The organism is Streptococcus australis ATCC 700641, assembly GCF_000186465.1.
In the GTDB taxonomy this organism is placed as follows: Bacteria; Bacillota; Bacilli; order Lactobacillales; family Streptococcaceae; genus Streptococcus; species Streptococcus australis.
Map to the genome: position 1 here is coordinate 1178123 of NZ_GL636091.1, position 26427 is coordinate 1204549.

Genomic DNA, 26427 nt, shown 5'->3' on the forward strand with positions numbered 1-26427 from the left:
TTTCTATTGAAACTTGTAGAAAAGACAAGAGGAAACCCTTATGAAAGAACTATTCTTACAAATCTCTAATCGCCAAGACTTGACGCAAGAGCAGGTCCAAGAAGTCTTTGATCAAATCTTGCAAAACCAACTATCAGAAAGTCAAATCGCTGCCTTTTTGATGGGACTCAAAACCAAGGGAGAAACAGCAGACGAAATTACTGGAATTGTACGCGCCTTAAAGGCCCATGCGACGGTATTGCCAGAGACCTTCTCAGATGCCATGTGTAACTGTGGGACTGGTGGTGACCAATCCTATAGCTTTAACATTTCGACGACCGTTTGCTTCGTTTTGGCTGCTGGAGGGATCCGCATGGCTAAGGCCGGCAATCGCTCTGTTTCTTCTAAGTCAGGCTCTGCAGATGTCCTAGAAGCGCTGGGTATCAACGTGGCTGCCTCACCAGAGACCCTCTCTAAAGCCTTGGACGAGGTTGGCTTGGCCTTTATCTTTGCGCAAACCATGCATCCGGCTATGCGCTTCATTGGCCCTGCTCGTCAAGCTATGGGGATTCCAACCATTATGAACCTGGTCGGTCCTCTTGCCAATCCATTAGATCTAGAAACCCAACTCATGGGGCTTTATCGTGTCGAGTTGCAAGAGCTTGTCGCGCGTGCCATCCAGCAACTGGGACGCAAACGTGCCGTCGTCATCACTGGTCCTGACAATATGGACGAAGCAGCTCTTTATGGAACCAATACCTATACTCTCCTAGAAGACGGCAAGATCAGCCAGCATACCTTTACCTATGAAGATCTAGGGATGGATAAGGTAGAGCTGTCTGAAATAACTGGTGGCGATGCCAAGGAAAATGCAGAAATTCTCCTCAGTGTCTTGAAGAATGAAGCCAGCCCATATCTGGAAACAACAGTTCTCAACGCAGGTCTAGGTTTCTATGCCAATGGAAAAGTGGCAAGTATCAAAGAAGGTGTGGAGCTTGCGCGTCACTTGATTGCGGATGGTTCTGCCCTTGCTAAATTGCAACACTTACAAGAGGTTCAAGTATGAGTAAAGCCTTTCTACCGACAATCCTAGAACAAAAAGAAAAAGAAGTGGCGCAAATGGTCATGGAAGACCTCCAGCCTCTTCGTCAGACCTACCGTCTCTATGATTTTCTCAAGAGCCATCAAGAGCACTTGCAGATCATCGCTGAGGTGAAGAAAGCCAGCCCTAGTATGGGGGATATTAACTTGGATGTGGATATTGTCACCCAAGCCAAGACCTATGAAGAAAATGGGGCAGCCATGATCTCAGTCCTGACGGACCAAGTCTTCTTCAAGGGGGATCTAGACTACCTTCGTGAGATTTCTTCCCAGGTAACGATTCCAACCTTTGCCAAGGATTTTATCATTGATGAGAAGCAAATTGTCCGCTCTCGCAATGCCGGAGCGACGGTTATTCTCTTGATTGTCGCAGCACTACCCGAAGCCCGACTCAAAGAACTCTATGACTTTGCGACAGGGCTTGGTTTGGAAGTGCTTGTAGAGACCCATAACTTAGCTGAGCTCGAAATCGCCCATCGAATCGGGGCAGAGATTATCGGGGTCAATAACCGGAACCTGGTCACCTTTGAAACGGATCTGAATACTAGTCTTGAATTGTCCACATATTTCAAAGACCAGCCGGTTTATATATCGGAGTCCGCTATTTTTGATGGGGCAGATGCGGCTTTAGTCGCTCCCTACTTTAATGGGATCTTGGTAGGGACTGCTCTCATGACAGCAGGTGATGTAGCAGAAAAGGTCAAGGAGTTACAAATTGACAAAGGTTAAAATATGCGGCCTGTCTACAGCGGAAGCCGTGGAGACGGCTGTCCTAGCAGGAGCGGACTATATCGGCTTTGTATTCGCTAAGAGCAAGCGGCAAGTCAGTCTGGAGCAAGCCCATGAATTGGCGAGACTGGTGACTGGTCCGACCAAAATTGTCGGAGTCTTTGTCTCACCCAGTCTAGAGGAGTTGGAGCAAGCCATTGCTCAGGTTCCCTTAGACATCGTTCAGATTCATGGAATGTTTGATGAAGCTCTGATACCAAAGATTTCAGTTCCCGTCATTCGTGCGATCCAGCTCAGAGATCAGGAAGCCCAAGTGTCAAGCCAGGCAGATTATCTGCTCTTTGATGCTCCAGTAGCTGGGAGTGGCCAAACCTTTGATTGGGACTTGCTGAAAGATCAGAAGATCCAGCAGGACTTCTTTATTGCAGGGGGCTTGACAGTGGACAATGTCCGCCAAGCTCGAGAGACCTTTCAGCCCTATGCTCTGGATGTCTCTTCAGGGGTCGAAACAGACGGACACAAAGATATAGAAAAGATAAAAGCATTTATAGAAGGAGCGAAAGCATGAACTATCAACTACCGGATGAAAAAGGGTTTTATGGAAAATTCGGGGGCCAGTTTGTCCCAGAAACCCTGATGACAGCCGTGATCGAACTGGATAAGGCATACCGAGAAGCTAAAGCAGATCCAAGCTTTCAAGAGGAATTGGATGACTTGCTCAAGAATTATGTAGGGCGGGAAACTCCACTTTACCACGCCAAAAGCCTCTCCAAGCACATCGGTGGAGCACAAATCTACCTGAAACGGGAAGACCTCAACCATACAGGGGCTCACAAGATTAACAATGCCCTAGGTCAGGTCTTGCTGGCTAAACGGATGGGCAAGAAAAAGATCATCGCGGAGACAGGAGCTGGTCAACACGGAGTTGCAACAGCGACGGCAGCAGCACTCTTTGAGATGGAGTGTACCATCTACATGGGGGAAGAAGATGTCAAACGCCAAGCTCTCAATGTCTTTCGGATGGAACTCTTGGGAGCAAAAGTCCATAGTGTGACAGACGGATCGCGCGTGCTGAAAGATGCGGTCAATGCCGCCCTTCGTGCATGGGTAGCTGGGATTGATGATACTCACTACATCATGGGATCTGCCCTTGGACCAGCTCCCTTCCCAGAGATTGTCCGAGATTTTCAATCCGTGATTGGTAAGGAAGCCAAACGTCAGTTTGCTGAAGTCTCAGGTGGAAAACTTCCTGACGCGGTCCTAGCCTGTATCGGTGGAGGCTCCAATGCCATTGGTATGTTCTACCCTTTCGTAGAAGACGAATCAGTAGCCATGTACGGAGCAGAAGCCTCTGGTCTTGGTTTGGATACGGGCAAACACGCGGCAACCTTTGCCAAAGGTCGTCCAGGAATTCTTCACGGAGCCTTGATGGAAGTGCTTCAAGATGCCCATGGACAGATCATGGAAGCTTTCTCTATCTCAGCTGGATTGGATTATCCTGGTGTGGGGCCAGAGCATTGCTATTTTAATGAAATTGGCCGGGCAAGCTATGATTCCATCACGGATGAAGAAGCCCTCGAAGGATTTAAGTTGCTTTCTCGTTTGGAAGGGATCATTCCAGCATTGGAGTCCAGTCATGCTATCGCTCTAGCGCAAAAGGTCGCAACAAAAATGACTCCGGACCAAACGCTCATCGTCTGCTTATCTGGTCGTGGAGACAAGGATGTCATGCAGGTAAAAGAACGGTTTGAAGCGGAAGGGAAGTAGAAATGACGAAAACATTAACACAGCATTTACAAGCCATTATAGACAGCAAGCGTGGGATCTTCGTCCCTTACATCATGGCGGGGGATCACGAGCGTGGACTGGATGGCCTCTTTGACACCATCCAACTCTTAGAAGAAAGTGGAGCATCGTCTATTGAAGTTGGTATTCCATGGTCGGACCCTGTAGCGGATGGGCCAGTCATCGAAATGGCTGGGCAACGTAGTTTGGCCAAGGGAGTGACTTTAACAGCTATAGTAAAAAAACTCCAAGAACAAGAGACCAAGATTCCTCTGGTCATCATGACCTATATCAATCCGGTCTACCAATATGGGATTGAAGCCTTTATTAAAGAATTGGCTTCTACCTCTGTCAAAGGCTTGATCATTCCAGATCTGCCAAATGAACATGCGGATATGATGGCACCTTACTTGGAAGGAAGTGATATTGCCCTTGTTCCTTTGGTCAGCTTGACCACAGGTATCGAACGGCAGAAGGCCTTGATCCAAGAAGCAGAAGGCTTTATCTATGCGGTAGCTATCAATGGGGTTACTGGGAAAATGGGCAACTACCGGGATGACTTGGATCAGCACTTAGCGACCTTAAGAGACTTGGCCACTATTCCAGTACTGACAGGCTTTGGGGTCTCTACCAAAGAAGATATCCAACGCTTTAATCAGGTATCGGATGGTGTCATCGTGGGGTCGAAAATTGTTCGGGACCTTCATGAGGGTAAAACCAGCGATGTTAAGGACTTTGTAGACTATGGTTCACACTTTATTAAATGCTAAGGATAAGAAAAATTACAAAATTTAATAAATTTTCAGAAAATTACTTCTCTTCTGAAAATCTTTGTGGTATAATCTTATGACAACCTTAAAAATTTATTAGGAGTAAACAATGAAAAAAAGAAATGTCATTGCTCTTGCAGGAGTAGCTCTTCTTTCAGCAGGTATTCTTGCAGCATGTTCCGGTGGTTCTAAATCATCAAGCTCAAGCTCAAGCTCAAAATCAAGTGAAGCAGGTCAAAAATTCTCTTACGTCTATGAGACAGAACCTGAAAACTTGAACTACATCACATCTGGTAAAGCTGCAACCCATGAAATCACAGGAAACTTGATCGATGGATTGTTTGAAAACGACAAGTATGGAAATTTGATTCCTTCACTTGCTAAAGATTGGACAGTTTCAGAAGATGGCTTGACTTATACTTACAAACTTCGTGATGATGCCAAATGGTATGATTCAGAAGGGGAAGAGTATGCGGACGTGACGGCAGATGACTTCGTTGCAGGTATCAAATATGCTGCTGACCACAAGTCTGAAATGCTCTACATCATTCAAAACTCTATCAAGGGCTTGAATGATTATGTTGAAGGTAAGACTTCAGACTTCAAAAATGTAGGCATTAAAGCAGTCGATGATCATACCCTTCAAATCACTTTGAACCAAGCAGAGCCTTTCTGGAATTCTAAGTTGACTCTTGGAATCACTTTCCCAATCAACGAGAAGTTCGTAGAATCTAAAGGGGATAAATTTGCCCAAGCAAGTGACACGAGTTCCCTTCTTTACAATGGTCCATACATCTTGAAGAGCTTTACTTCTAAATCATCTATCGAGATGAGCAAGAATGAAAACTACTGGGATAAGGACAACGTTCACATCACAGATGTTAAGCTAGAGTACTATGATGGTCAAGACCAAAGTAAATTGGCTAACTCATTTGAGGACAACGCTCTTAGCCTTGCTAAATTGTTCCCGACTGGACCTGGATTTACAGACCAAGCTAAGAAGTTTAAAGATGAGATCATCTACACTCCTCAAGATGCCAGCACCTTCGTTATCGGTGTGAATATCGACCGTCAGTCTTACAAGTACACTGCAAAAACAACAGATGAAGAAAAATCATCTACTAAGAAAGCTCTTTTGAACAAAGACTTCCGTCAAGCAATCAGCTTTGCCTTTGACCGTGAATCTTATGCTGCTCAAGCAAATGGTAAAGATGGAGCAAGCAAACTGATCCGTAACTTGTACATCCCACCTACATTCGTTCAAGCAGATGGCAAGACCTTCGGTGAGATGGTTAAATCTGAGTTGGTGACTTATGGAGACGAGTGGAAAGATGCAAATCTTGACGATGGTCAGAATGGTCTTTACAACGAAAAACAAGCTAAAGAAGAGTTTGCAAAAGCAAAATCTGCACTTGAAGCAGACGGTGTGAAATTCCCAATCCACTTGGATATGCCAGTTGACCAAACGACTCAATCTAAGGTTCAACGTGCTCAATCTTTCAAACAATCGGTTGAAAGTACGCTTGGAAAAGAAAACGTCGTTGTCGACATCCATATGGTATCCAAAGAAGACCTCTTGAACGTGACGCTCTTTGCTGCTAAAGCAGAAGACGAAGACTGGGATATCTCAGATAACGTTGGTTGGAGCCCAGACTATCAAGACCCATCAACTTACCTTGATATCTTGAAAGCTTCTTCTGGTGAAAACACTCGTACCTTCCTTGGATTTGACCCAAGCGAAAACAATGAGGCAGCTAAGAAAGTTGGCTTGTACGACTTTGAGAAGATGGTAACAGAAGCAGGAGCTGAAACACAAGACCTTAACAAACGTTATGAGAAATATGCTGCAGCTCAAGCTTGGTTGACGGATAGTGCTTTGGTCATCCCAACTACTTCTAAGACTGGTCGTCCATTCTTGACTCGTGTCGTACCATTCTCAGCACCATTTGGCTGGACTGGTGGTAAAGGGAAAGACAACGTTGTCTACAAAGGTATGGAACTTCAAGATAAGCCTGTAACAACCGAAGACTACAACAAAGCTCTTGAAAAATGGAAGAAAGAGCAAGCAGAGTCTAACCAAAAAGCTCAAGAAGAATTAAAAGATCACGTGAAATAAACATCTTTTGATCGAGGCAAATTTGCCTCGATTTTTTTCTTGTTCAGAATTTGCTATAAAAGCGCTTACATAGTATAATAGCTGTATTGATTACAAAATAGTGAGGTCTCTTTTATGAAAAAGAAAACAGTGGTGTCCATGGTGGCTTCAAGCCTGCTACTAGCTCCATTTGTCTTAAATCAAGTGGTAGCAGCAGATGAGAACCTAGCAGAGCTTGCTCCGAAGAAAGAAGTCGTGACTCAGGTGGCTCCGGAGCCTGTAGCTTCTGAAGGAGCAGCTTCCCAATCTCAAGCAGACCAGTCTGCATCCGCTCCAAGTGTGGAACCTAAGAAGGAAGTAGAGACTTCTGAACCTGCAGGACCGAGTCCAATTGGTCCGGCAGAGACGGAGAAGGTTGACCAGCCAGTCGGACAAGAAAAGACCGTGACGGTAACTGAGAAAACAAATCTTCCACAGGCACCTCAGGGGGCAGGTGTTCCGGCTAGTCCAGTGGTTTCGACGGGAACATCAACTCCTGCTACAGGACAAGCCTTGACCTCTTATACAGGAAGCTTGGCAAATAGTGAGCTCAAGGACAAGGAATTAACGGTTCAAAATGCTGTTGATGAATTGCTTCAGTGGGCTGCGACGGATTCCAAACAGGTCGGTCAATCGGCTGCGGATCGGGAACGCTTTGCTAAGAGTCTAGGAATGATCAGTACTCAAGAAGACTTGAACCGCAAGGTCAGTCAAGAAGAGCTGACCAATATGTATAGCATTGCTAAGAAACTCTATGATGCCTATCGGTCTGAAAAGAAAGCTCCTCTCTTTTTAAATGGGCGGGCTCAACCCATCTTCCCTTATACAACTGGGGAAAAATCAGATGAAGACTACCACTATGAGGATAGCGAAATCGTCCGCTTCCCAGTCTATGTGGAGACCGATTACGATACAGATGCGGATGGCAAGCCGGATCTAGTCAAGGCCATTGTCCAGTTGCCTAAGGCGGTTGCCAGAGGAGACTTTAAGGCGGCGACCATTCTGGAAGCACGTCCTTATGTAGCAGGAACCTTGGATGAGAACTATGTGACTCTTGAAAGCTTGGGCTTGCCGACAGATGGCTCCTATGATATGAAGAAGTTGCGGAAGCAACCGGCTAAACGTCAGGCAGTTGGAAACTCGTCAACAGTAGAAGCGGCTAAGAAGGCCAAGGCTTCGGATTGGTATTACTACAGTCCCTACGAGTATATCTATGACTATGAAAATCTCAACTGGTACGACTATTTCTTGGTCAGAGGCTATGCTTTTATCTCCAGTGCAGGACTTGGTACCAAGGGATCAGAAGGATTTAACACCACAGGATCTGATCTCGAAATCAATGCCTTTAAGAATATTATCGAGTGGGTCAATGGCAAACGCAAGGCCTACACCGATAAGACCAGCAATGTCGAAATCAAGGCAGACTGGGCTACAGGAAATGTTGCCATGACCGGTCTATCCTGGGCTGGAACAACGACCTTTGGTGTGGCAGGTACAGGAGTCGAAGGTCTAAAGACCATCGTACCAGCTGCTGGGATTGCTTCTTGGTATGATTATTTCAATAGTCAAGGAACAGCCTATGGGAACCCACCATATAGTGATTTATCTTGGTTATCCCTCTATGTCGGGACTCGGATTCTAGATGAAAAAGACTGGGCTGGTATTTGGCAAAATTATGCCAACTATATCAACCAGCTCAACAAGGATCAAAATGCGCACGAACGCAATTACAGCGATGTCTGGAAGGAGCGGGATTATACCCTTCATCCTGAAAAATTCAAGACCAGTGCCCTCTTGGTTCACGGCTTGAATGATGACAACGTTAAAACCAAGCATTTTGAACTCATGTACGATGCCCTCAAGAAGGCAGGCCAAAATGTCAAGCTCTATCTCCACCAGGGAGACCACGTCTATCCAGCAGCCATGTCTCGTGGTTATGGTATCCAGGCCAATGGCCAAGATTTCTATGACCTGCTCAATACCTGGTTGACCCATTACCTCTATGGCGTGGACAATCAGGTCGAAAACTTGCCAGCGGTTTTAGCACAGAACAACTATGACCCAAGCAAGTGGACCACTTATGATAACTGGAAGACTTCACAACGCCTCTTCCTCAATGCCCAGTCGAAACGCTTGGAAGAGACGATTTCAAGTGATTACGCAGGAGCTGGCATAGAGATTGCTAAACGCAACGAAACTGTGAGCCAAGGTTCTTCAAAAGCCAACATGACCTTTGTGTCAGAAGTGACAGAAGATACTACCATCAAAGGGCATATCCCTGTGCACTTCAAGGCAGCCCTGGCTAAGGGGAAAGGCAAAAACTTCCAGATCAATGCCCTTTTAGTCGACGTCTCTGATGAGGAATTTGATGTGGTCAGCAACGGTGGCGTCAAAGCAGATAAAAAAGCAGACGGCTTCTGGATGGGAGGTAACCTTTCTAATCTCTCTGTAGCAGAGTTTGAGACCATTAAGACCAAATACAAGGTCATTGCCAAAGGATGGATCAACCTGGCCAACCCTGAGTCTGGCTATGATTCAGCTAGTTCAAGAAATAGTATCGAGCCAAAAGTTGGAGAATTCCACGACTATACGGTCCATCTTCAACCAAACCTCTATACGGTTAAAAAGGGCCACAAGCTAGCCCTAGTCTTCAATACCTATGATCCATCTGACTTAACCGTTGAAAATCCTTATGAAGTCACCTTCAAGACAGATTCGATCCGTGCGAGCATTCCGATTGTAGAAGGGACGCGTTCGCAAGTAGCTACTTATCTTCCTAACGCAGCTGATACAGCATATGCTGCCCTTCCTGAGATTCAAGGAGCCAAATTGGTAGAACCAGCGGTTCATTACATCGAAGAATACCATCTGCCAGTCCTTCCAGATCCTGAAAGATATGGTAAATCAGAGATTCCTGCTAGTACAAATCTTCGTCCTCTCGTCAAAACGGCTGAGAAAGAAACTGCAAAACCAGAATCTCTATCTGTTGCTTATGGACAAACATTTGTCTATGAGACGGGTAAAGCAGTTGTTGCAGCGCAAGAAAAAGCAGATCAGCTTCCTCAAACAGGCACTGAAGAGGAATGGATAGGATTCTATGGGTTAGGTACCCTCCTCTTGTCTAGCCTTCTTTTCTGGAAGAAAAAGAAAGAAGATGTCCAAGGCTGAGAACGTAGCAAATATTTCTAAAAACTTGAATTTTGGTGTAGAATAGAACTATCAATGAGAGATTAGTGGAAAGCACTGATCAAAGGAGGAACTATGGTACATGTACTAACAGATGCAACATTTGAACAAGAAACTAGCCAAGGCTTGGTCTTGGTGGACTTTTGGGCAACTTGGTGTGGTCCTTGCCGGATGCAGGCACCAATCTTGGAACAGTTGGCAGAAGAGATCCATGAAGATGACTTGAAGATCTTTAAGATGGATGTGGATGAAAATCCAAACACTGCTCGTAACTTCGGCATCATGTCCATCCCAACACTCTTGTTCAAGAAAGATGGCCAAGTGGTGAAACAAGTCGCTGGTGTTCACACCAAAGAACAACTCAAAGCGATTGTTGCGGAATTAAGCTAAGATAAAAAAAGCCCATGCTTCTTAGCGAATCAAGCTCGTTCATTTCCGATGATGGAAGTGGGCGAGTTTTTTCTTTTTATGAATTTGTTAACAGAATAAGATAAGGAATTGACAGCGCTTTCCTAAGGTGTTAGAATGAACCTGTGGTTTACTATAAAATATAAGAAAGAGAGTGGGACAGAAATCGGTCATTCGTTAGAATTCGATTTCGTCGTCCCACCTCCGCACAGTTGAGTAGGGCTGTAAAAGCTGATGAAATCAGCGTAGTAGAGCCCACTCAACCACTGCGTCTTGCTCGACAATCCAAAGACAATTGAAAGGCTAGAACTTTTGTCCCAGCCTCTTCAGTCAATTAAATTTTCTAGTTAGTCTGCCAAAATCCATACGCTGACAGAGCGTTCTGAGACTGGGAAATCAGCCCAGCCGTCTTCTTGGATTTGAACGGGTTCTTGGTAATTTCCTAGGGCATCGTAGTAGGTCTGTCCTGCATATGCTTGGCCGATTTCCATGCGTTTGGCAGATGCAGCCGCATTTGAAATCACGCAGGCGATAGGAGCAGACTCTTCCGTTCCAGAGCGAGTCCAACCAATGCAGTTAGGATCGTCAAAGTAGTCTTTTTGTTCACCGTAGGATAAGTCTTTGCGGATACGAAGGAGTTGATCAAGCTCGGGTTGGAAATCCTGCTGAGCAAAGTCCCCTGAAATCCCGTAATAGTCTCCGTAAAAGACACATGGAAGTCCAGCCTCGCGGAGGAGAATGAGGGCATAAGCGGCAGGTTTGAACCATTCACCAACAGTAGACTCTAAAGCTTGTCCTCTCTGGGTATCGTGATTATCGACAAAGGTTACAGCACTTTCTGGATGATTGCTTGCGAGTGTACCATTGAAAATAGTGGTTAAATCAAAGTTTTCCCCTTCTTGGCTAGCTCTAAAGAGATTTTGGTGGAGGGCAACGTCGACTAAGTCGAACTGGTAGTCAATGCTGGCTAGGTAGTCATTGTTGCTTTGTTCATCCCCGTTCCAAAACTCACCAAATACATAGAAATCGTCTCCGTATTTGTCCGTGATTTGCTGGATGAAGTTCTTCATAAAGAAGGAGTCGATGTGTTTAACCGCATCGAGACGGAAGCCTTCTACCTCAGTTGTTTCAATAAACCATTCAGCCCATTGGTTGAGGTTTTCGACCACTTCTGGGTGTTTGAAGTCGATATCAGCGTACATGAGGTAATCATAGTTGCCGTTTTCGCTGTCGACCAGATCATCCTGAGCCCAACCTTTGTTTTCCCCTTGGATTTGGTAGATGCCACTCTTATTGCGGGAAGCATCGTAGTCGGTACCGGTGAAGTGGTACCAGTGCCAGTGGAAGTCATTGTAGGCACCATTTCGACCATCAAAGGTAAATTTTGTCCATCCTTTGATAGTAAAAGGCTCAGTCAAGACGATGGTCCGATCGTTAGGGTCCACTTCGACCACTTCAAACTTTTCAAGGCCATCGGCTGCTGCCTTATGGTTGAGGACCACATCGGCCATGGGCTGAATTCCAGCTTCTTTTAAGGCCTGGATGGCTTGCAAGTAGTCCTCTTTGAATCCATACTTGGTGCGGACAGTCCCTTTTTGGTCAAATTCTCCAAGGTCAAAAAGGTCATAGACGCCATAGCCGACATCATTGGCAGATGTCGCTTTAAAAGCAGGTGGCATCCAGATTTTACGAATGCCCAAGTCTGCCAGCTGAGGGGCATCTGCAGCTAAGCGGGACCAGTGTTGACCATCCGAAGGTAAGTACCATTCAAAATATTGCATTAAGGTTTGATTTTCCATTTTGTTCTCATCTTTCGTGAATAATGCCTTATTTTACCAAAAATGACAGGATAGGGCAAAGGTTTGCACTCTCGAAAACGCTGTCTTTATTGGATTAAGGATAAATGGGCTAGAAATGAGCTCTCGCATGAGAAAAATGGGGAATTTGCCCTCATGAATAGGAACTATTTTTTTCGGTTTTGTCCAAGTTGGCTCAATCTGTCTAAAAAGGGACTATAAGTCGAAGAAGTGTCTCCATCATTTGATTGACAGGAAGGAATGTCTGTAGGATCTTCCCTGCTGTCAGTTAAGTTGTTATCCTGTTTGAAAGCTAGCGTAATACCAGATGGGAGGAATTCTAGCTTGCTGACAGGAGGAGATGCCGTTGTTGAAAGGAGGGTTCGTTTTTACTGCATCTATTGAAAAATGATCTTGTCTACTTATTGTTGTCGTTTCGGATAATCCGTTAAAACGACACCTTTCAAAGGAGTTTGTATATGAAAAAATCTAGCCTTGTTTCGATTGTTTTTGCAAGTTTGTTACTGAGTCCAGTTGTTTTGGCGCGCCATGTCCAGGCGGAGGAAGTAGCTACGAATGGTGTAGAACCAGCCTTGACTACCCAGGTGGGACAGCCAAGTACAGTTGAAGCCACTCCTATTTCAGATGCAGTTCCAGCAAGTGGGGAGCTGTCTCCTAAGAAGGAGCTTACGAATCAACCTAACTTGGATCAAGCGACTGCTGAAACAGGTCCTACAACGATTCAGCCGACAACGGGAAATGAATCCTCTCCGACCAAGGAGACTGCTGTAGCAGAAAAAGCTCCTGTCCAGCCTACTAGTGATGCTCCTCAATCAGCAGAAGTGTCAGTTGCAGAGAAGAATCCTTCTCCAGTTTCTAGCGCTTCTAAAGTGACTCTAGGAGAACTTTCAGAAGTGACAGGTCAACCAGTAGCAGAGGCAGATGTGAAGAAGGAAGCTACAGTGATAGACGCTGTCAACCACCTCTTGAACTGGGCTTCGACCAAGGAAAACCAAGTCGGATCAACTGATAAAGACCGATTGGCATTTGCTAAGAGCTTAGGAATGGTCAAGGAGGGAGTAGAGGGTACTGCTCCAGTTACAGATCTCTCCAGCATGGTGGAAGTGGCTAAAAAGCTCCATACTGCATACCGAGCAGAGCGGAAGAAACCTCTCTTTTTGAATGGACGAGCCCAGCCCGTCTTCCCATTTTCACCTGGGGATGATATTGAGCATTATTCCTATGATAAGAGTGACATCGTCCGCTATATTGTCTATGTTGAAACTGACTATGATACGGATGGAGATGGCAAACCTGATTTAGTCAAGACCTTTGTACAGGTGCCAAAAGCTGCTGTCAATGGGGACTATAAGGCTGCCAGTATCTTTGAAGCTAGCCCTTATGTAACAGGGACGACCGAAGAGCGGACTTTAGAAGGGATTGGCCTTAAAGAAGGTGGAAACTTCGAGATGGCCAAGCTCTATGAAAAACCTGCCAAACGCCAAGCAACCAAGACTGTTACGACAGAAGAAGTAGCCAAAGCGGCTGATCCAAAGGATTGGTACTACGTCAATCCGCGTGAAAGCTCTGAAGATTATACGCATTATGATTACGAAAATCTCAACTGGTACAATTACTACTTGGTTCGTGGCTATGCAGTGGTGACCAGTAGTGGTTTGGGCTCTAAAGGATCCGATGGGATCAATACGACCGGCTCTGATCTTGAAGTGGCCGCATACAAGAATATCGTGGAGTGGCTTAACGGCAAACGCAAAGCCTACTCTGATAAGACTAGCAACCACGAAGTCAAGGCAGACTGGTCCAACGGCAATGTTGCTATGACAGGCTTGTCTTGGGCAGGTACGACAACTTTTGGAGTGGCGTCTACTGGAGTGGAAGGTCTCAAGACCATTGTGCCAGCAGCAGGGATTGCCAGTTGGTATGACCATTTCAACAGCCAAGGATCTCCCCTTGATACCGGAGCTTCCAATGACCTTTCCTGGTTATCTGTCTATACTTCAGGCCGGATCCTTGACAAGGAAGATTGGGACAAGGTCAAGGATTACTATGCAGCCTATATCACCAAGCTCAATGAACTCCAGCACAAGGATGGTCATAATTACAACGAAGAATATGCCAAACGCGACTACACCTTAAATGCAAGCAACTTAAAGGCAGCCCCTCTTATTATCCAAGGGCTCAATGATGACAACGTCAAGCCTAAACATTTCGAACTTATGCTGGAAGCCTATAAGAAGGCAGGAATCGATCCCAAGGTCTTGCTCCACCAGGGCAATCACATCTATCCATCCACTCGTTGGTCAGGGACAGAAGTGGCAGGACAAGCCTTTAATGACCTGATGAATCTCTGGTATAGCCATTACCTCTACGGTATCGAAAATGGCATTGAAAATCTCCCACAAGTAACGGCTCAGGACAATTTGGATCCTAGCAAGTGGCACCGTTTTGACAAATGGGATACGGATCAAGCTATCTCAGGTCGGATCTATTCCAAGCGTGAAGAGGTAACTGTGACGGGTGATTACTATGGCACGGGAAACAACTGGACCACACGCAACCAGGATGCAGCCTTCCATTCTTCCGAAGTGGCAGCTTCCTATGCAGCCACCGTCGACCAAGATACGACCATCAAAGGTCATATTCCGGTGCATTTTAGCGCAGCTTTTGTCAAGGGAGACAAGAACCATGCCCATGTCAGTGCGACCCTGATGGATGTTTCCGATGAGGAATTTGATGTGGTCAAGGAAGAAATCACCTATGATAAAGATGGCTACAGCACGCGCACACTGGAAAAAGAAACCATCGATGAGACAGGCTACTGGAATGGTAGCAACCTTGAAACCTTGCCTCTCAAACGTTACAAGACCCACAAGGTTAAGAGTGTGGTAATTGCGCGTGGTTGGATGAATCTGGCCAATCCAGCTTCTCGCTATGACTCTGCTAGCTCTAGCCGGTCCATCGATGTGAAAGAACATGAATTCCATGATTACACCATGTACTTGCAACCGAACTTGTATTCAGTGAAAAAAGGTCATCGTCTGGTCTTGAGCCTACACACCTATGATCCGGATTATATCTATTTTGCGGATCCATATGAAGTGACCTTCAAGACAGACTCTATTTCAACAACCATCCCAACTGTCGAAGCTAGTCGGTCGCTCTTATTCCGCTACCAACCAAGTGAAAAGGATACCGAATATGCAAGCTTGGCAGATCGTATTCTCCCAATCGCTAAGAAGAAGCCTACTGTAGTGGAAGAAGCCGGTAAGGTCTCTGTTGCTGATCAAGCTAGTCATCTGGAACAACAACCACCAGTCGGACGAGACCAAATGGACTTCCGTAAAGAACAGAAAGAAGAATTGGCTCAATTAGCACATGTCAGCGAAAGCAAAAGCCAAGGAGAGGAAAGTGTCGCTCGCTTGCCTGAAAAGGAGGAAGCTCACTTGCCGGAAACTGGAGAAACAGTAAATATCTGGACAGTTTATGGCTTGCTAACCGTCCTTGCGACTAGCTTGTGGAAAGTTGTCTATCGTCGCAAAGAAGATCAATAATACCAGACTGATCGCCCAAGGGTGATAGCATACCAAAGGATCCAGTACATCAGAAGGAGGCTTTCATTGAGATCCATAGAACATTTCCAAGAACAAATTGCCACCATTTTTCAAGAGGCAATGTCCATACCGAGCTTTACTAATACCGAGACAGAAAGGGAGATAGAAGACTATCTAGACCAACGAATTGGGTCTATTCCATATTTCAAGAGTCACCCCCAGCACTTTGGTCGCTACCCTCTTCCCAATGACCATCTTCATCGCAGTGTCAATTGGGCCTTGGTCGATAAGGGCAAGAAAAAGACAGTGATCCTCTTTCACCACCACGATACGGTAGATCTAGAAGATTACGGTCCCCTAGCCCCTATAGCTTTGGATTCCGAGGCACTGGTTCAAGCCTTGAAGGGCATTGATTTTCGATCAGAAATGCAGGAGGACCTAGATTCTGGCCAATGGCAATTTGGACGAGGTTCTTGTGACATGAAGGCGGCTTTAGCGCTCCAACTGGGTGTCTTAGAAGCCTACGCCTCCGATCCAGAAGGGGGTCAGGTCAACCTCCTCTACCTATCTGTGGGAGATGAGGAGTCCTATTCACGTGGGATGAGAGGAGCATTAAGTTTGCTCTGTCAGTTAAAAGATGAGTTTGACTTGGACTATGTCTTAGCGGTCGATTCAGAACCCTTTGAAGCCACTAGTGATAAGGAGAAGATCCTGCACATCGGTACTGTCGGCAAGCTCATGCCAGTCGTCGTGACTCAGGGTGTCTTATCCCATATGAAGGAGCCTCTAAAAGGAATCAACGCCCTCTCTCTCTTAATCGCAGTCGCATCGAAATTGGATCTCCATCCAGACCTATCCGACCAAGCGCTGGGAGAGCAGTCTCCTCTCCCTTCTTGGTCTTATCTGCGAGATTTGAAGGAGCAATATGATGTATCGACGGTCCTCTACGCTGCTGGCTATTTCAGTGTGCTGCATCTGAAAAAGACCCCTCAGGAATTGCTGCAACGCATCAAGGAGTTGAGCCAGGAAGCGGTTGATGAGTTTAATGTCAAATACCTGTCCCTCCAGGACCAAGCGGGACAAGAACATTTGATAGCTCAGCCATGGGTGATCAGCTATCAAGAATTGCTGGATCGTTGCCAAAAGAAGGAAGGCTTTTCAAGCTTCCAAGAGCAATGTGAGCAAAGGGCCTACCAAGCTTTCTTAACTGGAGTCAGCTATCAGGCCATTGCCATCCAGCAGATCCAAGCTTACTTAGACTTCCTAGCGGAGAAGACTCCATTGGTCGTTATTGGCTTTGCACCACCCTATTACCCATCCATGAACTGTCGCTCTTTACCAAACACCAGTCTCAAAATTGGCACCCTGGTGGATGATTACCGCCATTATTTAGGAAGACGCGGCTTGACCCTGAAGGTGGAGGAATACTTCATGGGCATTTGTGATACCAGTTATTGCGCCTTGGAGAGAGACCTAGCAAGCTATCAGGTCGTCTTGGATAGTTTGGCGACCCCTTCTCAAGTCTACGAGTTGGATCTGGAAAAAATTGCCCAGATCCAAGTGCCAGCAGTCAATTTGGGACCTTGGGGCAAGGAACTCCATCAAAGAGGAGAGCGGGTCTTTATGGAGGATCTCCTAGATACCATTCCTAGTTATCTGTTTGGCCTTCTCTATCGCTTTGATGAATTGCTTTAATACTTAAGTTTTCCATTGACAAATGAGGAAAAGAGGACTAAAATATAGGCAAAATAAGTAACCACTTTCTTTCATTAGGGAAGTGGAATAGGAGAAGGAGAATCTATGATTGAATTTCAAGGTGTCACCAAGGATTACGATGGTCAACTGGCATTGAACCATTTGAACTTAACCATTGAAGATGGGCAAATTGTCGGATTGATCGGCCATAATGGAGCCGGGAAATCAACAACCATTAAGAGTCTGGTCAGTGTCATCACCCCGACGACTGGTAGAATCCTAGTAGATGGGAAAGACCTCTATAGCAATCGCTTGGAAATAAAGAAGAAAATTGGCTACGTAGCCGATTCGCCAGATCTCTTCCTTCGTTTGACGGCCAATGAATTTTGGGAGTTGGTCGCTACTTCTTATGATATGAGCCAGCAGGAATGTGATGACCGCTTGGAGCATTTGCTGCATCTGTTTGACTTTGCTAGTCATCGTTATGAGGTCATTGAGTCTTTCTCTCATGGGATGCGCCAGAAGGTCTTTGTCATCGGGGCTCTTCTATCTGATCCAGACATCTGGGTTCTAGATGAGCCTATGACTGGTTTGGATCCCCAAGCCTCTTACGATCTGAAGCAGATGATGCGGGAGCATGCGGACAAGGGCAACACTGTCATCTTCTCTACCCATGTCCTCGAAGTAGCAGAACAGCTCTGTGATAAGATTGCCATTCTGAAGAAGGGGAACCTCATCTTTTATGGCACCATCGAGGAATTAAAGGGGCAACACCCAGAACAAAGCCTAGAGTCCATTTATCTTGGACTGGCTGGTCGAAGAGAAGAGGTGAGTCCAGATGCGTCTTAAAATGGTTCGTCGCCTAGTCGATGTCAACATTATCTATGCGACTCAGCCTGCGCAATTAGCGAAATTTAGAAAGAAGCAGGAAAAGGATCCGACTAGGAAGGTCAATGTTTCCGCCCAGTCCATTCGGACCTATATATTTATCGGTCTCCTTTATCTCTTCCTTTTTGGGATACTTTCTAGTGCCAACGATTTTGTCTCTAGCCCTGGTCCCTTTGTCAATATGATTACGCTCTTTGCGCTCTTAGCTATATCCCAAGGCTTGATGAGTTTTTACAATGTCTTTTACGAAAGCAAGGATTTACAATTTTACCGTCCCTATGCCTTTTCGGATGCAGAAGTGATTGCAGGAAAGAGTATTTCGGTCATCTTAGTACTCTTGATGGCCCTGCTTCCAATGCTGAGTTATTTCATCATTCTTCCTATTCAAGCAGGGGGAAATGTTTTGGTGGGGCTCCTTCTTGGCCTTCTTTGTGCCATGATTCTCCTCTCCATCCTCTTTTTAGGCACCTTGTTCCTATCCCATCTGATTACCAAATCAGCTGTCTTTAAGAAACACACGAGTTTGGTGTCTAACCTCATCATTGGATTGAGTAGTCTCATTTCCATTGGAGCCTATCTTTATATCAATATGCTCCAGTCAGAGCACTCGGCAGCGGGTGATCTGGTCACTCAACCCAGTATTTTTCCTCCGATAGAGGTCTTTCATACATTTATCTTGAATCCTTTGGATTCAGCTGCACTAGTGGGGATGTTGGCTTGGGTATTGGTTCTAGTAGTCCTTCTTTGGCTGGTAAAAAGTCAGGTCTTGCCTCATTTCTATGATGCTGCCCTTGAGGTTTCTTCCAGCCATGCGGTCAAGGAGCGGGTGAGTCAGATGAAGCTAGGAGATCAGAAGGCCTTTCATCGCTTTACCGTTTCCTATCATAAACGGCTTCTGAGTGATGGTACCTTGCTGACCCAGGTCATCTTCATGATGGCGATTTTCCCTTATCTGTTCACATTTGGCTTGTTTTTAGGGGCATCGCGAGCTTCCCTCCAAATTGAAAACTACCTCACGGCCCAATATCTCCTTCCTTTATCGCTGATTGCTTTTATGATTGGAGTTTTCAACTCTGTCGAAAGCTTGACCAGTATTGGGATTTCCTTGGAGCGGGAAAATTTCGCTTATCTTCGTGCCCTTCCGATTGACTTTAAGCGCTATTGTTTGAAGAAATTTTGGATCCTCTTTTCGGTCCAGTCTGCTTTGCCGATCGTGCTCTTAGTAGGGGTATCTTGCTACTTTGGGGTCCATCCCCTCTCCCTTCTAGCTATGTTGTTGATTTGGTTTTTGACCAGTTTGAGTTTGAGTGTGATCGCTTTTAGACGAGACTACAAGCTCTTAACGACCAATTGGTCGACTGTAACGGATCTGATGAACCGTAATAGAGGAAATGCTGCTCTGAGAGGCTTATTGATCTTTATCTTTATTATCGTCATGCTAATTTTGATAGGATTTGCTTTCTATCTCTCTGCTGTGGCCTTCACCACCTTGATTGCTAGTGTGATTTATCTTCTCATTGCAGCTATAGGAACTTTTGCAACTGTTTCTATCTATAAACGTACTTTTTATAAATTTAACCAAGAGATTGGTGAATAAAAAAATTCCCTCTGGTCCTGACCGGAGGGAATCTGTATGGTAAAAGAGAGTGGGACAGAAATCGGTAATTCGTTAGAATTCGATTTCGTCGTCCCACCTCCGCACAGTTGAGTAGGGCTGTAAAAACTGATGAAATCAGCGTAGTAGAGCCCACTCAACCACTGCGTCTTGCTCGATAATCCAAAGACAATTGAGAGGCTAGGACTTTTGTCCCAGCCTCTTTTATAGTTTGTTGTTACATTTCATAGCCGATTAAGAGGCCACCTTCTTCAGCGTAGAAGCTGCAGAGGCCTGAGGTTGGAAGAACTTCGATATCCGCATTGGCGAACTTTTCATGGACCAAGGCAGAGAGTTGTTCTACGAATTTATCGTTGCGACGATGAGCGATGGTGATATGTCCACCTTTATAGCCGGCTTTGAGCATTTCTTCAAAAGTAGTGGAAATAGCTTTCTTTTGGCCACGGGCTTTATGGAGGAGCTCAAGGGTTCCAGTATCGCTGGCTTGGCCGACCATACGGATGTTTAAGAGGCCGACAACTGTTCCGATAATTTTATTGAGTCGGCCATTTTTGACCAAATTATCGACTTTAGCAAGGACAAAGATTAGTTTGGTTTTTTCTTGGTATTTGGTGATGACTTCGACCACTTGATCAAAGTCAAGGTCTTGGGCGATGAGTTGATGAAGTTTACGAACGAGTAGATCCACTTCACCACCAGCTGATAAGCTATCAATCACGTGAATGTTGGTAGTCGGATGATCTTCTTGATAAAGCTTTTTAGCGACTTGAGCACTATTGTGGCTACCAGACAAAGTTCCAGTGATGGTAACAACGATAATATTGTCAGCTCCCTCAAAGGCTCTCATAAAGTCATCAGGACTAGGACAAGCTGATTTGGAAGCAGTAGTCGTTGCATACATATCTTCCATCATTTTATCTGTATCCAGATTAGCGTCGTCTGTATAGATGGTCTCACCAATCTGAATGGTAAGGGGCACTGAAACAAAGCTAGTATCTGGTGCAGCACTTTCGTAAGTACGATAATCACAGCCAGAATCTGCAATAATTTTCCATGTCATTTTTATTACCTCAAAATGTAAATAATTGTACATTGACAAGTGGTTAGTCTTTTTTTACAATTATATCATGAAGTTGCATTCTCTGAAAGCAGATACATTCAGATGATACAGATAGAAAGTAAGTGTTATGGCAGAAAGAAAGATATCAGAAAAATCCTTAGAAAATTTGAAACGGTCCAACCAAGAAAGCAATGCCATCACACGGGAATCCTTGGAGATTTCCTTGCTTCAGTTGTTGGATAAAAAGGACTTGAAAAAGATTACCATTTCAGAATTGGTGGAGAGAGCAGGCGTTTCTCGTGCAGCTTTTTACCGAAATTACGAGTCAAAAGAAGAATTGCTCGAATCCATCTTCCAATCAACTGTTTCGAAGATTACCAAGTCTTTGGAAGGCTATAATTTCAAGACCGATTTGTACCAGATTTGGGTCTATCTCTTTAAAGAGGCCAAGAAGGAAGCCCGCATTATCAGCTTGGCCGTCGATTATAATTTTGAGAAACTGCTCACCAAGGCCGTTTATGAATTTCTGGAAAAGAGGAGTAAAAGTCAAAAATCCTCACAAGGCCCAGCTAGTTATCTGAATTCCTTCCTCAGCTCAGCTATTGTCTCTGTCCTAGCCAAGTGGATTAAGGATGGCATGAAGGTGCCGGCGGAGAAGATGGCTTCCTTAGGTCTTCCCTTGTTTCCACAAAAGAAAAGAAAATAAGAAAAATGATCTACTAGATCGAGTGTTTACTTCGATTCCGGTAGATCATTTTTTACTTTATCTAGGAAACGGTCCAGTTCCTTTTGATTCCTGAGAGAGATAAATTTTTCGGGGTAGGTGGAGTGGATGTTTTGATACCTTACTCTGGCAGTTTTTGTTCGTCCATCCCAGAGAATCCAACGGATGAATTCCCAGTCAAAGCGTTCAGGGCAGCCTTCTGCCATACTCTCACGGACGCGGCCTTTATAACGGCGATATCGTTTCCACCCTCTATAGAGGCAGTTCCAACGAGAGAAGTTGAGAAAGATGATCTGGTCGGCTTGCTCCATTCTCTCCTCATAGCAGCAGCAAGAGTAATTGCCATCAATAACCCAGTCTCTATGATCGCTGAGAAACTGTTTCATTTCTTGCTCCATCCAATCTCGGTCACTGTCTATCCAACCCGGTTGAAATTGAAGGGTATCCATGTGGAGCTTTGGAATGGAGTAGTAACGGGCTAGGTTTTCAGCCAAAGTTGACTTGCCGGATCCTGAATAGCCGATAATCATAATTTTCATGTCTTCTCCTCATTTGGAAGCAACAAAAAAAGCTCCGAGGAGCTCATTTTGTATGCAATGCTTGATTAGCCAAGTTTTGCTGCAAGACGTGCTTTGTCACGGCTAGCTTTGTTTTTGTGGATCAAACCTTTAGTTTCTGCTTTATCGATAGCTGAGCTAGCAGCGCGGTAAAGTTCTTCAGATGGGTTTGCTTCAAAAGCTTTGATTGCAGTACGCATAGCTGATTTTTGAGCTGAGTTTTTTTCGTTTTGTTTAACGTTCAATTCAGCGCGTTTGATAGCTGATTTAATGTTTGCCAATTTTTTCACCTCCAATGATAATCTAACTCTCTTATTATATCTGAAAACTTTTCTTTTGACAAGCCCAAACTAATTTTTCTTCGAATCGCTATTTTTTTAAAGATCATTTTGTCTTAAAACTCTTATCTCTTGAGATAGATTTCGTCGATCTCATGGTTGGCAGATTTGTGCAGGATCAGTTCGGCTCGGTTCCGGGTGGGCTCGATATAGTCTTTTAGATTTAAGAGGTTGATCGACTCCCATACCTGATGAGCGAAGGCGAGGACTTCTTCTTCAGGTTGCTTGGTAAAGCGGTGGTAGTAGTTGTTTGGATCATCCTTTGCACGGTCCAACAACTTTTTAAAGCGATCGATATACCAGGATTCAATATTGGCAACCTCAGCATCCACATAGATGGAGAAGTCAAAGAAGTCTGTCATATAGAGCCGATCATTTTGAGGATTCTGAAAGACGTTGATTCCTTCTACGATAATGAAGTCCGCAGCTTGGATGGTTTGCTTCTGGTCAGGGACGATATCATAAATCTCGTGAGAATAGACGGGGATTTGATAGCTTTGACCATTTTTGAGTTGGTTGAGGAAATCCAAAAGGAGCTCCATATCATAACTTTCAGGGAAGCCCTTGCGATTGAGAATGTTTTGTTCAATCAAGGTGGCGTTGGGATACAAGAAACCATCGGTGGTCACCAATTCAACAGTAGAATCTGAAAAGGTCCGAGAAAGAAGGATTTGAAGGAGACGACTAGTCGTTGATTTGCCGACAGCCACGCTCCCTGAAATTCCAATCATAAAAGGCTGTTTTTTACTTTCCTGTTGGAGAAAAATGCCTTTTGAGAATGCTAAATCCTCTTTCGCTTTTTTGTAGATTTGAATCAGATGTGTCAAGGGTAAGTAGATATCTGTTACATCTTGCAAGCTAATGAGGTCGTTAAAACTCTTGATTGAATTCAATTCCTCTTCAGACAGAGGAGGGGTTGATTTCCGGTGGAGATTTTGCCAAGTTTGTCGATTGATCTTTTCGAAGTGTAGAAATTCTTTATCCATTGCAAGCCTTTCCTCCATAGTGACCTTTAGTATATCAGTTTTGAGATCTTCTGTAAACGATTTAAAAATAGGTTAAATTATGCTATAATGCTAATATGAGTAAAATGTACTATGACGAACATCCAGATGCCCAACATGATATCCATGAGTTAGATGTGGTTCTTTTAGGGGAGCGGATGAAATTTCTGACGGATGCCGGTGTTTTTAGTAAGAAAATGATCGACTTTGGTAGCCAAGTCCTTTTATCTTGTTTGTCCTTCCAGCAAGGAGAGACGGTTTTGGATGTTGGTTGCGGGTATGGTCCACTTGGTCTCTCTTTGGTTAAGGCCCAAGGGATCCATGCGACTATGGTAGACGTCAATACACGGGCTTTAGATCTAGCTCAGAAAAACGCAGATTTAAATCAAGTTGAAGCAAAAATCTTCCAATCCAATGTTTATGATCAGGTTGAGGGAAGTTTTGATCATATTATCAGTAATCCTCCCATTCGGGCTGGGAAAAAGGTAGTCCATCAAGTGCTTTCTGGAAGTTTTGACCATTTGAATCCTGGTGGAGACTTAACCATTGTCATCCAGAAAAAACAGGGAGCTCCAAGTGCGAAGGCCAAAATGGAGGAAGTCTTTGGGAATTGTGAAATCCTCAAAAAAGACAAAGGTTATTATATTTTAAGGAGTGAAAAAGTCACATGAGAGCTGTAGATATCATTCAGAAAAAACGTGATGGCATTGAGTTGAGTAAAGATGAGATTCATTGGTTGATCGAAGGCTATGTGGCTGGAACAGTACCTGATTATCAAATGGCTGCCTTTGCCATGGCGGTTTATTTCAAGGGGATGACGACCCGAGAAATTTCAGATTTGACCATGAAGATGGTGGAGACAGGGGAGCAATTCGACCTTTCCGCTATTAAAGGCATCAAGGTGGACAAACACTCAACAGGTGGTGTAGGGGACAAAGTAACGATTGTATTGGCCCCTCTAGTAGCCAGCTTTGGAGTTCCAGTAGCCAAGATGAGTGGTCGTGGTCTTGGACATACAGGGGGGACCATTGATAAATTGGAATCGATTAAGGGATTCCAAGTTGAGCGGACCCAAGAAGAGTTCATCAAACAAGTACAAGACATTGGTCTTTCTGTTATCGGCCAATCTGATCAATTGGTCATGGCGGATAAGCTTCTCTATGCACTTCGAGATGTGACGGCAACAGTTGACACGATTCCATTGATTGCCAGTTCCGTTATGAGTAAGAAGATTGCGGCTGGAGCAGATGCTATCCTTCTCGATGTTACCGTTGGAGAAGGGGCCTTTATGAAGACCATCGAAGAGGCGCGTGAATTGGCCCGCACTATGGTGGACCTTGGAAATGCTGTCGGGCGCAAGACCATTGCTGTCTTGACGGATATGAGCCAACCTTTGGGAACCAGCATTGGGAACCGTCTTGAAATTCTTGAAGCCTTAGATATTCTTCAAGGCAAAGGTAGAGAAGATGTCACCCACTTCATTTGTGAATTGGCTCAAATTATGTTGGAGCTTGGCGGGGTAACGGCCAGCTTGGAAGAAGTCAAGCAACATCTGACAGCCGGCAAAGCTCTGAAGAAATTTGAAGAAATGGTCCTTGCTCAAGGTGGCGATTTAGAAGATCTCTACCGTCCAGTTCAGGTAAAAGAACAGGTGCCTGTCTATGCAGAAGAGGATGGCTATATTGCAGCCTTGCCTGCCATGGAACACGGACTCTTCGCTATGCGTCTGGGGGCTGGCAGAGCAGTAAAATCAGATGATTTAGACTATGAAACAGGAATTGTTTTTGCTAAGAAAGTCGGTGATCCTGTTCAAAAAGGGGAGCTTGTTGCAACTATTTATACAAATTTAGAAATTTGTCAAAAAAACATTGCAGAATTCCAAAAAAATGTTAAAATACTAGACGAGGTTGTAAGCGTTTCAGAGATTATTGAAATCGTTTCGTAATTCATTTGGGGGGGAGATTTATTAATGAAATTAAACAAATATATTGACCACACATTATTAAAACCTGATGCACAACAAGAACAAATCGAGGCTTTGATCGAAGAAGCGAAAGAATATGATTTTGCGAGTGTTTGTGTCCAACCGACCTGGGTTAACTTCGCTGCAGAAGGACTTCGGGATTCAGATGTAAAAGTGTGTACGGTGATTGGTTTTCCTCTTGGCGCGAACACACCAGCTGTTAAAGCATTTGAAACTCAAAATGCCATCCAAAATGGAGCCGATGAGATCGATATGGTCATCAATATCGGTGCCTTGAAATCAAAAAATCTGACATTAGTAGAAGAAGATATTCAGGCCGTTGTAGAAGCAAGTGGCGATCGCTTGGTAAAAGTGATTATCGAAACTTGCTTATTAACTGAAACTGAAAAAGTAGTGGCTTGCCAGATTGCCAAATTGGCAGGAGCAGACTTTGTGAAAACTTCGACTGGCTTCTCTAGTGGTGGAGCAAACGTTGAGGATGTTGCCCTCATGCGCCAGGTTGTTGGACCGGATATGGGAGTGAAAGCATCTGGAGGTACTCGTAGCTATGAGGATGCTCAAGCTATGATCCAAGCGGGTGCTAACCGAATCGGCACTTCCTCTGGAGTAGCCATCATGAAGGGAGAAGTAGCCCATGGCGACTACTGAGTTGATTGACCTAGCTGTAAAAACAAGCGAGAATGCTTACGTGCCTTATTCTCACTTTCCAATTGGAGCTGTCTTAGTTACAGCAGAGGGAAAGATTTATACAGGAGTCAATGTTGAAAATGCGAGCTTCGGCTTGACCAATTGTGGCGAGCGGACAGCCATCTTTAAGGCTGTTTCAGAAGGAGAGCGTTCATTTAAGGAATTAATTATTTATGGTCAGACGGAAAAACCAGTTTCACCCTGTGGTGCTTGTCGCCAGGTGATGGCTGAATTTTTCGAGCCAGACCTACCGGTTACTCTGGTAGCCAAAGATAAATCGACGGTCGTGATGACGGTCAAGGAATTGCTTCCATATTCCTTTACAGATCTTACCTAGTAACATCTGTAAAGGCGGTCTATTGACCCTTTCATTAATCCGCAACTTAGTTGCATATCTTATTTAGGAGGTTCAGAA

At 44.8% G+C, this 26427-nt stretch carries 22 protein-coding genes; 17 read left to right on the top strand and 5 right to left on the bottom strand.

Annotation, left to right across the window (positions count from 1 at the left end):
- Positions 1 to 40 precede the first annotated feature (40 nt).
- The 8 genes from trpD to trxA all read left to right on the top strand — a co-directional run bounded on the left by trpD (position 41) and on the right by trxA (position 10074).
- Complete coding sequence (trpD, locus tag HMPREF9421_RS05380) at positions 41 to 1045, top strand: anthranilate phosphoribosyltransferase (protein WP_006595989.1); 1005 nt, start codon at positions 41 to 43, stop codon at positions 1043 to 1045.
- Positions 1042 to 1809, top strand: a complete 768-nt coding sequence (trpC, locus tag HMPREF9421_RS05385; RefSeq protein WP_006595990.1) for an indole-3-glycerol phosphate synthase TrpC — start codon at positions 1042 to 1044, stop codon at positions 1807 to 1809. The genes trpD and trpC overlap by 4 nt, the downstream gene beginning before the upstream one ends.
- Positions 1796 to 2377, top strand: coding sequence for a phosphoribosylanthranilate isomerase (locus tag HMPREF9421_RS05390; protein WP_006595991.1), 582 nt, complete (start codon positions 1796 to 1798; stop codon positions 2375 to 2377). The genes trpC and HMPREF9421_RS05390 overlap by 14 nt, the downstream gene beginning before the upstream one ends.
- Positions 2374 to 3576, top strand: coding sequence for a tryptophan synthase subunit beta (trpB, locus tag HMPREF9421_RS05395; RefSeq protein ID WP_006595992.1), 1203 nt, complete (start codon positions 2374 to 2376; stop codon positions 3574 to 3576). Before HMPREF9421_RS05390 ends, trpB begins: the two co-directional genes overlap by 4 nt.
- A 2-nt stretch (positions 3577 to 3578) precedes the next feature.
- Positions 3579 to 4364: a tryptophan synthase subunit alpha gene (gene trpA / locus HMPREF9421_RS05400; RefSeq protein ID WP_006595993.1), complete on the top strand. Its 786-nt coding sequence runs from the start codon at positions 3579 to 3581 to the stop codon at positions 4362 to 4364.
- 109 nt (positions 4365 to 4473) lie between these two features.
- Positions 4474 to 6480 (top strand): peptide ABC transporter substrate-binding protein, encoded by a 2007-nt coding sequence (locus HMPREF9421_RS05405; RefSeq protein WP_006595994.1) that lies wholly within the window; start codon positions 4474 to 4476, stop codon positions 6478 to 6480.
- A gap of 114 nt (positions 6481 to 6594) precedes the next feature.
- Positions 6595 to 9666: a CocE/NonD family hydrolase gene (locus HMPREF9421_RS05410; RefSeq protein ID WP_006595995.1), complete on the top strand. Its 3072-nt coding sequence runs from the start codon at positions 6595 to 6597 to the stop codon at positions 9664 to 9666.
- 93 nt (positions 9667 to 9759) lie between these two features.
- A complete protein-coding gene (trxA, locus tag HMPREF9421_RS05415) occupies positions 9760 to 10074 on the top strand; it encodes a thioredoxin (protein WP_006595996.1) in 315 nt (104 codons plus the stop codon).
- Between the two features lie 365 nt (positions 10075 to 10439).
- Here trxA and HMPREF9421_RS05420 read toward each other — a convergent pair whose 3' ends face one another.
- Positions 10440 to 11891: an alpha-amylase gene (locus HMPREF9421_RS05420; protein WP_006595997.1), complete on the bottom strand. Its 1452-nt coding sequence runs from the start codon at positions 11889 to 11891 to the stop codon at positions 10440 to 10442.
- A 476-nt stretch (positions 11892 to 12367) separates the two neighbouring features.
- Here HMPREF9421_RS05420 and HMPREF9421_RS05425 point away from each other — a divergent pair, with 476 nt between their 5' ends.
- From HMPREF9421_RS05425 to HMPREF9421_RS05440, 4 genes are all read left to right on the top strand, one after another.
- Positions 12368 to 15460: a CocE/NonD family hydrolase gene (locus HMPREF9421_RS05425; protein ID WP_006595998.1), complete on the top strand. Its 3093-nt coding sequence runs from the start codon at positions 12368 to 12370 to the stop codon at positions 15458 to 15460.
- Between the two features lie 120 nt (positions 15461 to 15580).
- Positions 15581 to 17155, top strand: coding sequence for a M20/M25/M40 family metallo-hydrolase (locus HMPREF9421_RS05430; protein ID WP_050786741.1), 1575 nt, complete (start codon positions 15581 to 15583; stop codon positions 17153 to 17155).
- A 105-nt stretch (positions 17156 to 17260) separates the two neighbouring features.
- Positions 17261 to 18004 (top strand): ABC transporter ATP-binding protein, encoded by a 744-nt coding sequence (locus tag HMPREF9421_RS05435; protein ID WP_006596000.1) that lies wholly within the window; start codon positions 17261 to 17263, stop codon positions 18002 to 18004.
- Entirely contained in the window at positions 17994 to 19640 is a 1647-nt protein-coding gene (locus tag HMPREF9421_RS05440; protein WP_006596001.1) for a hypothetical protein, read from the top strand. Before HMPREF9421_RS05435 ends, HMPREF9421_RS05440 begins: the two co-directional genes overlap by 11 nt.
- A gap of 235 nt (positions 19641 to 19875) precedes the next feature.
- On the opposite strand, the gene HMPREF9421_RS05445 is transcribed toward HMPREF9421_RS05440, so the two are convergent.
- On the bottom strand, positions 19876 to 20718 hold the full coding sequence (locus tag HMPREF9421_RS05445) for a DegV family protein (RefSeq protein ID WP_006597376.1): 843 nt from the start codon (positions 20716 to 20718) through the stop codon (positions 19876 to 19878).
- Positions 20719 to 20845: 127 nt separating this feature from the next.
- On the opposite strand from HMPREF9421_RS05445, the gene HMPREF9421_RS05450 reads away from it, so the two are divergent.
- On the top strand, positions 20846 to 21424 hold the full coding sequence (locus HMPREF9421_RS05450) for a TetR/AcrR family transcriptional regulator (RefSeq protein ID WP_006596003.1): 579 nt from the start codon (positions 20846 to 20848) through the stop codon (positions 21422 to 21424).
- Between the two features lie 26 nt (positions 21425 to 21450).
- Here the strand turns inward: HMPREF9421_RS05450 and HMPREF9421_RS05455 are convergent, their stop codons facing one another.
- The 3 genes from HMPREF9421_RS05455 to coaA form a co-directional block, all read right to left on the bottom strand.
- Positions 21451 to 21981, bottom strand: coding sequence for a DNA topology modulation protein (locus HMPREF9421_RS05455; protein ID WP_006596004.1), 531 nt, complete (start codon positions 21979 to 21981; stop codon positions 21451 to 21453).
- 65 nt (positions 21982 to 22046) lie between these two features.
- Entirely contained in the window at positions 22047 to 22295 is a 249-nt protein-coding gene (rpsT, locus tag HMPREF9421_RS05460; protein ID WP_023023719.1) for a 30S ribosomal protein S20, read from the bottom strand.
- A 107-nt stretch (positions 22296 to 22402) separates the two neighbouring features.
- Positions 22403 to 23323, bottom strand: a complete 921-nt coding sequence (gene coaA / locus HMPREF9421_RS05465; RefSeq protein WP_006597371.1) for a type I pantothenate kinase — start codon at positions 23321 to 23323, stop codon at positions 22403 to 22405.
- A gap of 95 nt (positions 23324 to 23418) precedes the next feature.
- Here coaA and HMPREF9421_RS05470 point away from each other — a divergent pair, with 95 nt between their 5' ends.
- From HMPREF9421_RS05470 to HMPREF9421_RS05485, 4 genes are read left to right on the top strand one after another with little or no spacing between them, the layout of a single operon-like run.
- Complete coding sequence (locus HMPREF9421_RS05470; RefSeq protein WP_006596007.1) at positions 23419 to 24012, top strand: class I SAM-dependent methyltransferase; 594 nt, start codon at positions 23419 to 23421, stop codon at positions 24010 to 24012.
- The gene (locus tag HMPREF9421_RS05475; protein ID WP_006596008.1) at positions 24009 to 25286 is read left to right on the top strand and encodes a pyrimidine-nucleoside phosphorylase; all 1278 of its coding nucleotides are present in this window, start codon (positions 24009 to 24011) and stop codon (positions 25284 to 25286) included. The genes HMPREF9421_RS05470 and HMPREF9421_RS05475 overlap by 4 nt, the downstream gene beginning before the upstream one ends.
- 24 nt (positions 25287 to 25310) lie before the next feature.
- The gene (deoC, locus tag HMPREF9421_RS05480; protein WP_006596009.1) at positions 25311 to 25973 is read left to right on the top strand and encodes a deoxyribose-phosphate aldolase; all 663 of its coding nucleotides are present in this window, start codon (positions 25311 to 25313) and stop codon (positions 25971 to 25973) included.
- Complete coding sequence (locus tag HMPREF9421_RS05485; RefSeq protein ID WP_006596010.1) at positions 25960 to 26349, top strand: cytidine deaminase; 390 nt, start codon at positions 25960 to 25962, stop codon at positions 26347 to 26349. The genes deoC and HMPREF9421_RS05485 overlap by 14 nt, the downstream gene beginning before the upstream one ends.
- Positions 26350 to 26427: the final 78 nt, after the last annotated feature.